Origin of the sequence: Nocardia sp. NPDC059764, from assembly GCF_042732555.1 — a bacterium.
Lineage (GTDB): Bacteria > Actinomycetota > Actinomycetes > Mycobacteriales > Mycobacteriaceae > Nocardia.
This window is the reverse complement of sequence record NZ_JBHWHH010000096.1, coordinates 14,246-28,129: the sequence shown is the minus strand read 5'-3', so window position 1 is coordinate 28,129 and position 13,884 is coordinate 14,246. Positions and strand designations below refer to the sequence as shown.

Below are 13,884 nucleotides of genomic sequence, written 5' to 3'. Positions count from 1 at the left end.
GCGGGGGTCCGGCCGTGCACAATGACGCGGTGACCGCCCGTGACACCGCACCCCTGGTCGCACGCCTGCGTGCGGCCGGTTGCGTTTTCGCCGAAGACGAGGCCGCCCTCCTCCTATCCGCGGCGACCGACCCCACCCATCTGGAAACGCTTGTCACCCAACGCATCGCGGGCTTCCCCCTCGAACACCTCCTGGGCTGGACAGAATTCCGCGGCCTCCGCGTAAACGTCGCCCCCGGCGTCTTCGTCCCCCGCCAACGCACCGGCTTCCTCGTCGAACAGGCCGTCACCCTCGCCCGCACACTGGGCCGGCCGGTTGTGGCGCTCGATATGTGCTGCGGCTGCGGCGCTTTGGGCTTGGCATTCACGAAAGAGTTGGCGCAGGATGGCATCCGCGTCGAACTGACCGCCACCGACATCGAGCCGGCCGCCATCGTGTGCGCCCGAGAAAACCTCGCCGCAGTGAACGCACACGTCGTCGAAGGCGACCTGTTCGACGCAGTACCCCTGGACCTCCATGGCCGCGTAGACGTCCTCCTTGCCAACACCCCGTACGTCCCCTCCGACCACATCCGCGACATGCCCCCGGAGGCCCGCGATCACGAGCCGCGCCGAGCCCTCGACGGAGGCGTCGACGGTCTGGACGTACTACGCCGCATCGCCGCCGTCGCCCGCGACTGGCTCGCCCCCGGCGGACACCTCCTCGTCGAGGAGAGCGAGGAGCAAGCCCCGGTCGCCGCGGACATCATGCGCGCCCACCACCTCGCAGCCCGCATCGTGGAGTGCGAGGACATGGGCGCGACCGTGGTAATCGGCACCCGGACACCGGATTTCGCGACCGATCCCTTCGACGAGTTCGCCCGGGGCAACGCCTCCACACAGAAAGAGGACGCGCAGTGATCGACCGCGTCTACATCTTTGTCACCGATATCGAGCGGGCACTGGCCTTCTACCTCGAAGCCCTCGCCCCCGCGGGCTGGCGCGCGTTCGGGAACTACAACGCCTCCTCCGGGCCAGACGACGTACCCGACCTCTTCGGCATCGGCGATCCCGACTACATCTCAGGCGCGAAGGCCGGCTCGAGCATCTGGCTGCGCCGGCGCACACCCGGCGAGACGGGCCTCTACCTCGGCATCGCCTGCGACAGCAACGAGATGGTCGACGCCTCCTCCGCCGCCGCCATCAGCGCGGGCGGAATCGACGAAGGCAAACCGGCTGACCGAACCTACTTCGCGCCCGGCTACTACGCCGCCAACGTCCGCGATGCTGACGGCAACCGCCTGGAGTTCGTCCACAAAGCGTGGAACACGACGCGCTAGACATACGCTGATGAGCCGATGAGCACGAATCACTCTGCACCAACCCTTTTCGCCAGATTCTCCGCGAGTGGATAGCGTTTTTCCGGGGGCAGGAGCGCCGTGGCGCGGTCGACCCGCCCCTCGCGCAGATGCGCGGAGATCTTGTGCGTCAGGGCGGTGAGGTCTCGGATCTCCACGACCCACTCGTCGACATAGCGTTGGACGATGTTGCGGGACAGCCCGACCTGAATGCTCCGGTGGTCGAGCTTCACATTGCGGATCGAATACTCCGGATCCCACTGCACCCGCACGACCGCCTCCTCGAACTGCTCCCGCCACCGCGCGGCATCGGCATACACCCTCCGCTCCGGACTGGTCAGCACCGCACAACCGAGTGCCTCCTCCCATCCGGCACGTGTAATCCGAACCGCGAGTATGCGTTCCTGCCCGGCGTTGCGGGCCCAGTTGCTGCGATGCATGAGCCACCGATAGGACGGTTTGATCCATGTCATCCGATTGCGCGAAAAGGGCTCGACGAACCGCTGCGCGCCGACAGCGGCGGTAGCAATGGCATCGTTGAACGCTTGATAGACGACGATGGTGTCACGGTCGAAGTCGGCGCGAATCTCGTACTGATTCATAACGCGCGCAACAGTAATGGCGAGCGGACACGGTCACCAGTGAGTTTCCAGCGCGAGCGTGACGTACCCATCGACCCCGTGACAGAATCGACCGCCGCGGCGCCTCGGAAGATCAACTGGTCAAGGCATCCAGCGTCGGCTGAACACACGATCGTGCCGAGCGAAGAGAAGAGTGATGACTGATCCCAGTTGGCGGCGCGTGCGGGCAGATGAAGTCATCGGCGTCATGACCCAGAACGCCGTCGACATGTTCTGGACAGACTGCTTGTTCGAGCCTGGACCTGGATAGCCAGATCTCCAGCCGTGTTCGCTGCTTCTCGCGACGCGTGGCGACGCGGCGACCCGGTGGCGGCCTCGGAAGCGGATGCGGCGATTCAGGCACTGGAACTTGCCCTCGCACCGATCGACGGCGGACCGCAACTGACGGGAACTGTCATACGTGTCAGCGAAGCCACGGCCCGCTTTCGATGCTGATCGCACTGCGACGGACGCGCAGTCTTGCACTGCCCGGGCGGTTGGGAACGGCCGTGGCATCAGCCGCCGAACGCACGCTCATGCCGATGAGCGAACGTACGCATCGTTGACATCGGCGGTAGTCGGTCTTGGAAAGAGGCAGCTGCCTCCGGCCGGAACTGCTCGGCAACCTCAGTCATCAGTCCTGGGTCGTTCAGCCACCGTGACTGTCACCAGTCACCCGCATGGTATTTCGCCTCGGCGTCGGCGGTTGCCTGCCACTCCCAACTGACGAGATGAAGACGAATGTCGCGCACGCCGACCTCGAGTCTGATCCAGACATGGTGGCGGTCCCAGAGCAAGGTCCCGTCTTCGTCCGGTTCGCGGCGGGTCGGCGGGCCCAGAGCGTCGATCAAACGATCAGCGAACGCTGCGAACGTGTCGGCAAGAGCTGTCCGCATCTGCTCCCACGGCAGCGACTGATCGAGCCGGTCGGTGACGGGGATCCAAATGTCATCGAACATTCGCTTCACGAACCCGACTTTCGCTGATCGCGATTGGATACGAAGATCGGTACGCAGGTCGTCGCCGTATTCGGTGGACCCGGTGATCGACCACCCGGCGGCATCGCAGAATCGCCGCAAATCCTTTTCGATGTACCACGTCCAGTCGAATCCGGCGGCCAGCGTTGCGATTCGCACGGCACCGTCGTAGTCGGCCGGCGGCCGCAACTGGTTCTCCGCGCTGCAACTCCGGGCCGCCGACGGTATGTCCTCCCGCACCGATTCGATCGCCCCATCGTCGTTGTACTGCTCGGAGGCCGATACCCAACCCTGCTCGTCCACGCCATACCCTTCGCCAAAAGCCCGCTGCCAGAACTATAGATACTTGAACTGGCCGACAGTCGCGCTGCCCTGGACGTGCGGGTGAAGCCGCACAACGAACTGAAGCAAACGCACGCTCATGCCGCGTCTCGCGCGGTCCGGAGCGGCCAGGCGTGACCTAGGGCGTATCCGGTAATTGATTGCGGCAGTTGAATGCTGGGTATCGGCCGGGGTTGGTCGGGACGAGTTGACGGATCGGCGTGGGCTCGGATCGATAGCATCGGAGCACATATGGTTCACGAAAACTCAGAGGGGTTGTTTGCAGTGCTATCCGACGTGGAGCAGTCAAGGTGGGTCGAGTTCGCCGAACTGCTGGGAGGGCCGGACATGCCCGACGACTTCGCGGAGCCGGTGCGGGTCGCCAAGGATGACCCCTTTGCCGCCCTGCAGGACCAACTGGCACGGTATCTCGCCTACACCTACATCGATTGGAAAGACTATCCGGAGGACATCCTCCATCGCTTGGCGGCGGACGCGTATGTGGAGTACCCGTACCACGGGCACTACGGGGGTTTCCCCAGCTGGTCGGATGCTCTGATCCAGAAGACAGCCGACCTGGGATCCGGAGATGCAGCGGTGGCCTTCCTGCGGGAATTCGGCGAACGGTGCCTGAACGAGACCGGCATTGCACTGGTCTCGCTCGACCTCAACGCGGACGGATGGGGACTCACGTTCGTACCGAGTGAGCGACTCGACCCGATCAGCGCCGCAGCCAACGCCGTCGGACAGTCAATTACCGTGGTACGCAACGACGGCCAATTCTGAGGCTTCCCCACGAAACCGAGTACCTTCCCCGAAGCTTGTACGGGTCGACGTCTAGCCCAACAGTGCGCGAGAGAGAACGCCCCACATCAGAACGCACGCTATTGCCGCTTACAAGGCTGTTCGGCAGGGACATCTCGGGGCCGTTGCGGCATCCGGATGGGCCGAAGGCAGAGTGGCCGATCGCCCCCGAGCTGCAGGCATCGGTGTGAAAACACTTGGTCTTCAACGACGTTGCCATGGTGCAATCCCGCGGTGATGAAGATCCGGCAGTACTCGTATTTCCAGTTGGTCAGCTCTGTCGTGTCGGCGGCCGAAATGACAATTCGGTTGGGAGTCGAACCCGATGAGGTCGAGGTCAAGGGAACCACGCGTGCGGGAGGTCGGGTTCGCGGAGTTCATACCTGGAGAATCGAGGACAGCGTCGAGGGCGCGATCGACGATCAGATCGAGCGACTGATCGACAGACTCGAGCCCGGTCGTGCCCAATTGATCGCTATGACAAGCGATCCCGACATCTGGTCACGGTTGTCGGTTGTGCGCTATTTCCACGATCCGGACGGGGTTCACTACGCCCCCGGCGGCACTCCGATCGATGAGGTACGCGACTGGCCTCGCCCGCTGGGGTGGAACCTGTCGGTGCCAACCCTGCAGTTTCTGACCTCGACCGCGACCAGCCTCGATGTCGACGAGTACGACCTCAGCCCTACCGACGAGGACGCCGGATGCCACGACTGAACATCCTGAACTGCCGCTGATGGGTCGGCCTGGACCGCCGCTCAACCGCAGCCGGCAGCGCACCCTCTCCCGTTCGGTCGCTGCGATCATTGGGCTGGACCTCACCACGAGAAGAGCAGGGGACGCTATGGCCGAGCTTGATCGCGAGCAGCTCATTGAGCTCGTCGCCCGCATCCAGAACGTTGCGGGTAGCGAAGAACAGTTGGATGAATGGCTCGGCCAGATCCAGGATTCGGTAGCAGATCCACACATCTCGGACTACCTCTTCTGGGACTTCACCGAACCGCCGTTGACCCCTGAACAAATCGTGGACAGAGCACTGGCGTACCGGCCTATCGTGCTTGGCGGACCAGACTAGAAACTCAAACATCCTGGTACTGCCGCATACCGCGCTGACCGAACCGGCCAGCGCGGGGGCGTGGAAGATCAACGGGCAGAGGGCATCTGAGCTCGCCGGCCGAACGTCGCCAGTGCACGGTAGTGCCGATGTCCGTGCGTTTCCGACGCCCGCATCGCTTGACATATCCACCATGGTGTGCCGGCCGGTGCGGGCAGTCTGGTCTCGGTCATAGCGTTGTCCTACGCGGTGATTCGTGGTTGTCATGGTCGGGTTTCGGGCTCGACCCGGAAAACGGGGTAGCGCGGCGCGATCGCCTCGAAGTCGGCAAGTGCGGCGCGGGGATCCACCGGGATGTGTGGACGTGCGCCGGGCACCGTCGCCAGATAGCGCCGAAGGATCGGGGCGCGCTCAGCCACTGGCACCTCGACCAGGCGAGCCGGGCGGCGACGGCGGCGGTGCAACACGACCTGTCCGTGCGCGGCCCGCACGTTGCGTACCCAATCGCAATTCTCGCCCAGCATCGAGACCAGATACCAGTCCTGGTCCCAGTCGGCCATTCCTACCGGGAAACACCGCAGCTGCCCGGACCGGCGGCCGACGACTTCCAGACTGATCCAACGTTGCGGCTGCAAGCCCAGGGCGAAGACCATCGACCACAGTCGGGCGAAGCGTCGCGCGGTGGCGTTGGCCCGCCCGCCTACGTACATGGCCCGCAAACGATCCGCTGAATATGGCCACATGCCGGGCACCTCCCTACTGCGGCTGTCCGATGCGCCGTTAGTCTGCTCACTATGGAACTCCAGATATAGAGTCCAAAGTCGCCGCGGTACATTCCGGCAGCGCCCGCCATCCAGAACTGGAATATCCGGTCTTGCCGCTGAACGAGCGGTCCGGAGGCCAGTTCTTGTCGGTTCGGCCTGCTCGCTCATGCCGAGTGTCGCGTCTTTCCGGCGGCTGGACGGTTCCAAGCCCTGTACTGCTGGCCGGCTGCTTCTCAGAGCATCGATGCACCGCAGTCCGGCTGCGGTCCCCGCAGAAGAGCCGGAGCCGAGATTTGTGGCCCTAGCCGACGGGTAGCGCACCGGTAGCCGCTATCGCCCCGCTCGACAAGCCGGGATACGCGACGCTGTCCCGAGGCGTAACGTCGAATCTGTGAGCAGTGGCGCTGTACCGGCGGCGGGTGTGGAGGGCTCGGACCTGTGGGCCCGGGTTTTCGCGGCGCTGTACGACCCGCTGCTGTGGATGGGCGAGAAGGCGGGGATGAGCGCTCGTCGGCGAAATCTGCTCGGCCGTGCGCGGGGGCGGACGGTCGAGCTTGGCAGCGGTACCGGCCTCAACCTGGGGTACTACCCGGATGGCCTCGACGAGCTGATCTTGACCGAACCGGAGGCCGCGATGCGGACACGGTTGACGCGGAGGATGCGTCGCAGTCGACTTCGCGCACGCGTGCTTGACGCATCGGCGGAACAATTGCCGTTCGCGGATGGAACCGTGGATACGGTCGTCTCAACGCTCGTGTTGTGCACTGTCGATGACCCTGATCCGGTGTTGCGGGAGATCGGGCGCGTGTTGCGCCCTGGTGGCCGGCTGCTGTTTCTCGAGCACGTACGTTCCGAGTCGCCGCGGCTTTCCCTTTGGCAAGACCGCCTCGCCGGCCCGTGGCGCCGGTTCGCGGAAGGCTGCCACTGCAACCGCGCCACCCTCGAACGGATCCGGGCGTCGGGGCTGAAGCTCGACGACGTGCAAGAAATGTCGTGGCGGGGAATGCCCCCGATTGTTCGACCGCTGATCACGGGTGTGGCCATCAAGCCATCTCCGACTTCCACGTAGCACGCACCCTCGCCGGTGACTGTGCCGGTGCCCGACGCACCGCCCGTCGCAACCGTCATCGCCTGGCCACCACACAGCCGATCCGAACCCATCGCCGACCTCGTCCGTACAGCGCTACACCTATAGCCGGCCGGCGGTGTGGTTCGGCCCGGATCCGTTCGTCGCTCAGTCGGTTTCGAATGCTCTGGCCGCGTCGCGCTGCAGGTCGCTGTAGGACTCCTTGCCGACACTCACGATGACGCGGTAAACGGTGCCTCCGGTGAACGTCCCCGGGTGCCGGTACTGCGGGGAGACGTTGTCCCCGCTGTCGTAACCGACGCAGAGCCCGTCGCCGGTCAAGGTGAAGGTGCCGGCCTGGGCCCGCATCGGTCCGGTCGCGACCGGCTTGTCGTCGACGTAGAGCGTTGTGGTGCCCAAGGATTCGCCGTACTGGCCGGCCTTGTCCCGCACGAATTCCATGCCCACCGTGTGTTTGCCCGTCGGCAGCGGTGGTGAGACGAAATCCTGCTCGGGCGGGATGCCGAGGAAGTTGTAGACGTAGTGCAGCACACCGTCCTTGACGAACAGCACATGCCCACCGAACCGGGAACCGTGCGCGAAGATCACCCCTTCGGACTGCGGGGTGAGATCGACGTCGGCGACGATCTTGTAGGACTTGCCGCGGATGTTCACCGCGATGGCCTCGGGCACGGGCGCGGCATCGGGGTAGTAGACGTAGGTGTCGCGGGGCGGCTCCGGATTCGGCCGCTCGACCGCTAGGAGTTCGGTCGCGGTGCGATCGTCGAGGGGCAGGACGAAGTTGTCCCTGGCCTCCTCGTCCCAGGCCGCGATCAGCTCCTTCAGCTTGTCCGGATGCTGATCGGCGAGGTTCTTCGACTCCGAGCGGTCCTCGTCGACGTGGTACAGCTCCCACTTGTCCTGGTCGAAGTGCCCCTTGTCGCTGATCGGCGCGTGCAGCGCCGAGGCCCGCCAGCCGTTCTCCCAGATACCGCGGGTCCCCAGCATCTCGTAGTACTGGCGTTTTCGGGTGGTGGGTGCGTCGGCGTTGTCGAAGGTGTACCGCATCGAGACACCGTTGAGCGGGTACTGCTTGACACCGCGGTATTCCTTCGGCATCTCCAGCCCGATGACATCCAGGATCGTGGGCGTGATGTCGATCGCGTGATGATATTGGTGCCGGATCTGCCCCTTGGCCTTGATCCCTTTGGGCCAGTGGATGATCAGCGGGTCGCAGGTGCCGCCGGAGTACTCCGAATAGCGCTTGAACATCTTGAACGGGGTGGAGAACGCCACCGCCCAGCCGGTCGGGTAGTGGTTGTAGGTGGCCGGGGTGCCCAACTGGTCGAGCAGCGCCATGTTCTCGGCGAGATCGTCGGGATAGCCATTGAAGAATTTGTTCTCGTTCACCGAGCCGTTCGGCGATCCCTCGCCGGAAGCGCCATTGTCCGCGCAGTAGAAGATGAGAGTGTTGTCCATCTGGCCGGTCTGCTCCAGATAGTCGATGATGCGCCCGATCTGCATGTCGGTGTATTCGGAGAATCCGGCGAACACTTCGGCCATGCGGGAGAACAGACGCTTCTCGTCGGCACTGAGGGTGTTCCACGGCCGCATCGCGTCCGCGGGAACCGCCACGTCCTCGGGTAACGGGTTGATCGGGGTCATCGCCGTGCCCTTGGGCATGATGCCCTTGTCGATCATCCGGGCCAGCACCCAGTCGCGGTAGGCCTCGTAGCCGTCGTCGAACTTGCCCTTGTATTTGTCGGCCCATTCGGTGGGAACCTGATGCGGCGCATGATTCGCGCCCGGGCAGAACCACATGTACCAGGGCTTCGACGGATTGGTCGACCGCTGGTCGCGCAGCATGCGGAGCGCGTTGTCGGCGAGGTCCTTCGACAGGTGATAGCCCTGCTCGGGGCTGTAGGGCTGGTCGATGAACCGGTTGTCCTCGACCAGGTCCGGGTACCACTGGTTGGTCTCACCGCCGAGGAAGCCGTAGAACCGGTCGTACCCCTTCTGCAGCGGCCATTCCGATTTGCTGCCACCGCTGGAGACGTCTTCCACGGGAACGTTGTGTTCCTTGCCGAGCCAGAAGGTGCTGTAGCCGTTGTCCTGCAGGACCTGCCCGATCGTGGCGCATTGGGCCGGCAGCCGCGCGGCCGAGCCGGGGAATCCGGTGGAGCCCTCGGTGATCGACGCGAAACGGTTGACGTGATGGTTGCGGCCGGTGAGGAAGCAGGACCGGGTGGGCGAGCACAGGGCGGTGGTGTGCCATTGGGTGTAGGTCAGGCCGTTGTCGGCCAGTTTCTGCAGGGTCGGCATGTTGATCCGCCCGCCGTACGGCGACCAGGACGCCAGACCGGTGTCGTCGAACAGGATCACCAGGATGTTGGGTGCGCCATCCGGGGCCTTCTTCAGCTCGAACGGCTTCCAGTCCGGTGTGGAGTCGCGGACGTCGAGTTCGATCTTGCCGTCGAAGCCGTCGTTGATCCCGGTCCCGTATCCGGGTGGCCCGTCGCTGTTCGAGTTGCCGCAGGCGGCGAGCAGCGGGCCCGCGGCCGCGGCGCCCGCCCCGGCCGCCGCGATACCGCGCAGCATCCCGCGCCTGGACACTTTGGCGCCGGGAGCCCCGGTCTCGCGGTCAGATCGGACCTCCGGGTTCTGATCCTCATCGCTCGGCTGCATTACTGCAGGCTAGAGGCGAACCGGAAGCAAACGTGCAAGGCACACCGGGTGGTTCGGGTAGTGCGATGGTCGTCCCCGGCCGCAACCATTCTCCGAGTAGCCGAAGGTCGTTCATGAGCAGTTCGGCGTGCGGGATCCGGTGTCGGCGCGGTCAGCTGGAGACGGTGTGTCCGCGGCTTCAGCCCGCCTCGAGGGATTTACGGATCTCGGCCTGGATGTCGAGTTGCGCCCGCGCCGCCGTCAACCCCGCGTTCACCTCGGCCGCGGTGCGCTGGGTGGCGGCCGAAACATATTGCGCCACCGCGGCTTCGATGGATTCGACGGCCTGGGTGGCGGTCGCCCGCTGCTCGGTCAGGGCGGCGGCGGGCAGGGCCGCCATGGCGACCAACCGGTCGTCCCAGGCCAGTGCGGCCTGCTCGAGTTCGGCGCGCAACACGATGGTGGTGGCGTCGTCGAGGGCGTCGGCGGCGTGCAGGGTCCGGATGGCGTCGCGCAGGCGACGGTGCAGGCGCGGCTCCGGGTCGTGCGAGCCCGCCCACGAGGCCGGGGCCCGGGTCGGCATGCCCGGCACCACCTGGTTGGCGGTGGCGGTCGAGGCCCGCTGGCTGCGCGACACCACGACGATGCCACCGGCCACGGCCGCGATCAAGATCAGCGCGACGGCTACGAAGATCAACACGGTCGGTTCCGCTCTGCTCGGTGGGTTATCGATGGGTGGTGGGGCGCGTGGGCACGACGGTGGAATGGCTCGGCCCGCTCGGATGACGGGTCGGCGTGTGATGCCCGCGCGCGACCGCGAACGCCACCACCACCGCGACGATCACCGCGAGCACGGCCAGGATCGCGGCGATGATCTTCGCCCGGCTCCACGGCCGGTCACCGGACACCTCCCCGGTCAGGCCGTTGATGTACACCTGGTAGGTCTTGTCCATGTAGACGACCGTCAGCAGCCAGATCGGCAGCAGCACATGCTTGTACGCCAGCCAGTTCCAGTTGGTGTTCAGCTCGTGGATGCGCTGATGGTCGCCGCCGATGTCGGCGCGCACGCTCGACTCGATGGCCGACTCGATCCGCTGCTGCGCCTCCGGGAACAACTCCTCGGCGTCCTTGTCGTAGGTGCGGCACAGGTGCCCGGCCACGAACTCCGGCGAGTAGGCGCGCGCCTGCTCCACCGGCCACGGCTCCAGCGACCGGATCCGGTCCCGGTTCAGATTCTCGTTGGCCAGCACCGGCAGATCGGCGAACTCGTTGCCGACCTCACCGGCCACCGGATGCCATCGCGTGTGGGTCTCGTAGATCGGATCGCCGTCCTCGTCGGTGCCGACCCGCACCTGATAGTCGTCGCCGCGCTCACCCTGATACCAGCTCGCGGTATCGGCGTCATAGGTGAAGTACGCGGTATACAGACTCGAGAAGGCCCCGATCCGCCGGTACTTCCGGAAGTTCGACGGCGCGAACCACCGCTTCGACACCCACTTCTCGACCAGTTCCCGAGCCTGCTTCTCCCCCACCAGGAACGGCACGACACCGTCCACCGGCAGCCGGGCGGGCGCATTGTGGACGTCATCACGCTGAATCGGGGTCGCGCAGTAGGGGCATCGAGTGGCGGTCAGACTCCCATTGAATCCCGTGGTCCCACCGCAGTTCTGACACTTCACCTCCCACTCGCCGGTCACCTGCGGCCCCGCCGCCTGCCCCTGCAACTCCCGCAGCGCCGCCATCGCGGGCCCCAACTCCCGAGCCTGCACCGGCACGTTCGGCGCGGTCACCGGCGACCGGTTCCCGCAACTCGGGCACAACAAATCCTGCCCCGCCGGATCGAACACCAACTGGGCCCCACACGCCGAACACGGATACGTCCGAGTCATCTCGGTGCCGTGCAACATGGCCCGATCCGGCGCCACCGGCTGCGCCTGCGGCACAGGACCTCCAGCCCCCTGCTCGGGCTCACCCACCGCGGGAACGAACACCGGAGCAACGACCATCGGCTGCGGCATCGCACCCAGCGGAGCCTGCATCGGCGCATTGGGCGCGAATCCACCCGGAAGCGGCGGTGGCACAGCCATTCCCACGCCCCCGCCAGTGGGCGCAGCGCCGGCAGGACCCTGCAACGCCTGCGGCGGAACAGGGGCTTGTCCCGGTCCCGATGCCGGAAACGCGGGCGGCATCGACGACGCCATGCCGGACTGGCCGGGCAGCGGCGGCGGCATCGCAGCACCTCGGGGCATGGGCGGGACACCGGTCGCGCCGCGCGGCGGAAGCGGGGGCGGCACAGGGTTTCCCGCGCCGGGTATCGGCGGTGGCATCGTCCGTCCGGGCTGCGCGGCGCCCGGGAGGGGCGGCGGGCCGGACGGGGGCGTCGCGTCGGCGCCGGGGTCGGCCGAGACGGGAGGGGTCCACTGGCGGGGTTCGGCGGTGTGCGGGGCGGCGTCGCCGCCGGGGAGCGGGGGCGGGCCCGCGGGGCGCTGTGGGGGCTGGTGGTCGTTCATGTGCGCTCACTCGGTGCGGCGGACTCGACGGTCACGCCATTGCGGTGGAAGGTGTTTCGGGACGCACCGAGTCGTCGGGCGTTCGATCGGGCGGGTGACCGGACTCGGGTACGGCGAACCGACCCGTCGGCTGTCAGGGGCCGAGGGGTGGTCCGGGCGGATCCGGGTGCGGTGGTCGCCGTTACTGCGGGGGCAGCGGCGGCGGAGTGCCGGGCAGCGGCGGCGGAGTCGCGAAGAGCGACTGCAGCGCCGGGACGGTGGCGGCCGGGACCCAGCCCGGCATGCCCTCCGCCCACACATTGGTGTCGCGGGTCAGCTGTCCGCCCGAAACGTACTGGCGTAGCTGGTCGATCGGGAACGGGCCCGCGGCCTGGCCGCCATTGTCGAAGTGGAACTGCTGCTGGCCCGGCAGCGGCGGCGGGGCCTGCTGCGGCGCGGGCTGGGCGTAGCCGCCCTGCTGGGGCTGGCCGTAGCCGGGTTGCGGCTGCATGCTGCCCTGCATGGCGCCCGCCATCTGCCCGCCGAGCACGACACCCATGCCGGCCTGCATGGCGGCTCCCATTCCCCCGCCGGGGTTCTGGGCGGCGGCGAGCATGGCGTCGGCGGCCTGCATCTGCTGGTACCGGTTGAGGTCGACATTGTTCATGAACCCGCCGGCCTCGACGCCGCGCGCGACGCCGCGGGTCATGGCCTGCTGGATCTCCTCGGGCAGCGAGATGCTCATGGTGACGCCCTCGACCCCGACACCGAAGCCGGACAGTCGCTGGCCCACGAATTCGCGCAGCTTGTCGGACAATTCGACCTGGCGGCCCTGCAGGTCGATGGCTCCCAGCCCGCTGGCCAGCACCATGTCGGAGAACGCCAGCGCGACATTGGCCCGCAGCTGCTCGCTGAGCGCCTCGGCGTCGACCTCGGCATTGGTGCCGATCATCTGCCGCAGGAACACCTCGATATCGGTGACCCGCACGTTCGCGGTGCCGTTGGCGCGGATCTGCACCATCCGGAAGTCGGGGTCGCGCACGGTGACGGGCTGCGGTGTGCCCCACCGCATATCGGTGACCGCGCGGGTATTGACGTAGTACACCTCGGACCGGAACGGCGAGTTGAACCCGTGCCGCCACCCCTGCAGGGTGGACATGATCGGCATGTTCTCGGTGGTCAGCGTGTAGTGCCCGGGACCGTACTTGTCGGCGAGCTGACCCCGATACACGAAGACGGCCTGCTGCCCCTCCCGGACGATCAGCTCCGCGCCGTTCTTGATCTCGTTCTCGTAGCGTGGAAACCGCCAGGCCAACGTGGTCCGGCTGTCATCCAGCCATTCGATGATGTCGACGAATTCGCCGCGGATCATGTCGAACAGGCCCATCGAGCTCTCTTTCCTCCCTCAGGCGCGACCGCAGCCCGCGCCGAGTATGGCACAGGACAGCAACGCGCCGGTCACCGTCAGATGGCTATCGAGCCAACCACGAGCAGTGTTAATGATCCATGAACGACGAAGGCCCGCGCGGACTTTCCCGCACAGGCCATAGCAGTCGGCTACCGTTCGCCGCGCGGCTCAGGCGGGCGCGCCGAGCCCCCCACCCGCCACGCCGGCGGTGAAGGCGTCCCACTCGCCGGGCGCGAACACCAACGCCGGACCGGTCGGATTCTTGGAGTCCCGGATGCCGACCATGCCCCCGTCGAGGAACGCGACCTCCACACATTCCGAGTTTCCAGAGCTGCGGCTGCTCTTGAACCACTCGGCTTCAGCAAGGTGACGTTCGTTCAT

Annotated in this window: 14 protein-coding genes; 6 read left to right on the top strand and 8 right to left on the bottom strand. The window is 66.3% G+C overall.

The genetic code is table 11. The annotated features are described in order from the left end of the window. Positions 1 to 29: 29 nt before the first annotated feature. Positions 30 to 899, top strand: coding sequence for a putative protein N(5)-glutamine methyltransferase (locus ACFV4K_RS21465; protein ID WP_379277100.1), 870 nt, complete (start codon positions 30 to 32; stop codon positions 897 to 899). Beyond that, positions 896 to 1,318 (top strand): VOC family protein, encoded by a 423-nt coding sequence (locus ACFV4K_RS21460; RefSeq protein ID WP_379277092.1) that lies wholly within the window; start codon positions 896 to 898, stop codon positions 1,316 to 1,318. Before ACFV4K_RS21465 ends, ACFV4K_RS21460 begins: the two co-directional genes overlap by 4 nt. A gap of 29 nt (positions 1,319 to 1,347) precedes the next feature. Here ACFV4K_RS21460 and ACFV4K_RS21455 read toward each other — a convergent pair whose 3' ends face one another. After that, positions 1,348 to 1,938, bottom strand: a complete 591-nt coding sequence (locus ACFV4K_RS21455; RefSeq protein ID WP_379277090.1) for a DUF4291 domain-containing protein — start codon at positions 1,936 to 1,938, stop codon at positions 1,348 to 1,350. Positions 1,939 to 2,621: 683 nt separating this feature from the next. After that, positions 2,622 to 3,236, bottom strand: coding sequence for a DUF6301 family protein (locus tag ACFV4K_RS21450; protein WP_379277088.1), 615 nt, complete (start codon positions 3,234 to 3,236; stop codon positions 2,622 to 2,624). 270 nt (positions 3,237 to 3,506) lie between these two features. On the opposite strand from ACFV4K_RS21450, the gene ACFV4K_RS21445 reads away from it, so the two are divergent. The 3 genes from ACFV4K_RS21445 (at position 3,507) to ACFV4K_RS21435 (ending at position 5,133) form a co-directional block, all read left to right on the top strand. After that, positions 3,507 to 4,040 (top strand): hypothetical protein, encoded by a 534-nt coding sequence (locus ACFV4K_RS21445; RefSeq protein ID WP_379277086.1) that lies wholly within the window; start codon positions 3,507 to 3,509, stop codon positions 4,038 to 4,040. A 255-nt stretch (positions 4,041 to 4,295) separates the two neighbouring features. Further along, entirely contained in the window at positions 4,296 to 4,775 is a 480-nt protein-coding gene (locus ACFV4K_RS21440) for a DUF4279 domain-containing protein (RefSeq protein WP_379277098.1), read from the top strand. Between the two features lie 127 nt (positions 4,776 to 4,902). Continuing rightward, complete coding sequence (locus tag ACFV4K_RS21435; protein WP_379277085.1) at positions 4,903 to 5,133, top strand: hypothetical protein; 231 nt, start codon at positions 4,903 to 4,905, stop codon at positions 5,131 to 5,133. Between the two features lie 242 nt (positions 5,134 to 5,375). On the opposite strand, the gene ACFV4K_RS21430 is transcribed toward ACFV4K_RS21435, so the two are convergent. Then, complete coding sequence (locus ACFV4K_RS21430) at positions 5,376 to 5,765, bottom strand: nitroreductase family deazaflavin-dependent oxidoreductase (RefSeq protein WP_379277084.1); 390 nt, start codon at positions 5,763 to 5,765, stop codon at positions 5,376 to 5,378. Between the two features lie 502 nt (positions 5,766 to 6,267). Here ACFV4K_RS21430 and ACFV4K_RS21425 point away from each other — a divergent pair. Beyond that, on the top strand, positions 6,268 to 6,945 hold the full coding sequence (locus ACFV4K_RS21425) for a class I SAM-dependent methyltransferase (protein ID WP_379277082.1): 678 nt from the start codon (positions 6,268 to 6,270) through the stop codon (positions 6,943 to 6,945). 165 nt (positions 6,946 to 7,110) lie between these two features. Here the strand turns inward: ACFV4K_RS21425 and ACFV4K_RS21420 are convergent, their stop codons facing one another. The 5 genes from ACFV4K_RS21420 to ACFV4K_RS21400 form a co-directional block, all read right to left on the bottom strand. Beyond that, positions 7,111 to 9,540, bottom strand: coding sequence for a sulfatase-like hydrolase/transferase (locus ACFV4K_RS21420; RefSeq protein WP_379277096.1), 2,430 nt, complete (start codon positions 9,538 to 9,540; stop codon positions 7,111 to 7,113). A 265-nt stretch (positions 9,541 to 9,805) separates the two neighbouring features. After that, positions 9,806 to 10,306, bottom strand: coding sequence for a hypothetical protein (locus ACFV4K_RS21415; RefSeq protein ID WP_379277080.1), 501 nt, complete (start codon positions 10,304 to 10,306; stop codon positions 9,806 to 9,808). Between the two features lie 25 nt (positions 10,307 to 10,331). After that, positions 10,332 to 11,396 carry a hypothetical protein gene (locus ACFV4K_RS21410; RefSeq protein ID WP_379277078.1) on the bottom strand — a complete coding sequence of 355 codons (1,065 nt, stop codon included), beginning with the start codon at positions 11,394 to 11,396 and terminating at the stop codon, positions 10,332 to 10,334. Positions 11,397 to 12,297: 901 nt separating this feature from the next. After that, a complete protein-coding gene (locus ACFV4K_RS21405; protein ID WP_379277077.1) occupies positions 12,298 to 13,482 on the bottom strand; it encodes an SPFH domain-containing protein in 1,185 nt (394 codons plus the stop codon). A gap of 189 nt (positions 13,483 to 13,671) precedes the next feature. Beyond that, the gene (locus tag ACFV4K_RS21400; protein ID WP_379277075.1) at positions 13,672 to 13,884 is read right to left on the bottom strand and encodes a DUF397 domain-containing protein; all 213 of its coding nucleotides are present in this window, start codon (positions 13,882 to 13,884) and stop codon (positions 13,672 to 13,674) included.

Bases quoted from the DNA above. Each gene is read 5' to 3' on its own strand.
- ACFV4K_RS21445 (WP_379277086.1), top strand. From the start codon at position 3,507: ATGGTTCACGAAAACTCAGAGGGGTTGTTTGCAGTGCTATCCGACGTG.
- ACFV4K_RS21430 (WP_379277084.1), bottom strand. From the start codon at position 5,765: ATGGTCTTCGCCCTGGGCTTGCAGCCGCAACGTTGGATCAGTCTGGAA.
- ACFV4K_RS21435 (WP_379277085.1), top strand. From the start codon at position 4,903: ATGGCCGAGCTTGATCGCGAGCAGCTCATTGAGCTCGTCGCCCGCATC.
- ACFV4K_RS21400 (WP_379277075.1), bottom strand. From the start codon at position 13,884: ATGAACGAACGTCACCTTGCTGAAGCCGAGTGGTTCAAGAGCAGCCGC.
- ACFV4K_RS21420 (WP_379277096.1), bottom strand. From the start codon at position 9,540: ATGCTGCGCGGTATCGCGGCGGCCGGGGCGGGCGCCGCGGCCGCGGGC.
- ACFV4K_RS21405 (WP_379277077.1), bottom strand. From the start codon at position 13,482: ATGGGCCTGTTCGACATGATCCGCGGCGAATTCGTCGACATCATCGAA.
- ACFV4K_RS21440 (WP_379277098.1), top strand. From the start codon at position 4,296: ATGAAGATCCGGCAGTACTCGTATTTCCAGTTGGTCAGCTCTGTCGTG.
- ACFV4K_RS21455 (WP_379277090.1), bottom strand. From the start codon at position 1,938: ATGAATCAGTACGAGATTCGCGCCGACTTCGACCGTGACACCATCGTC.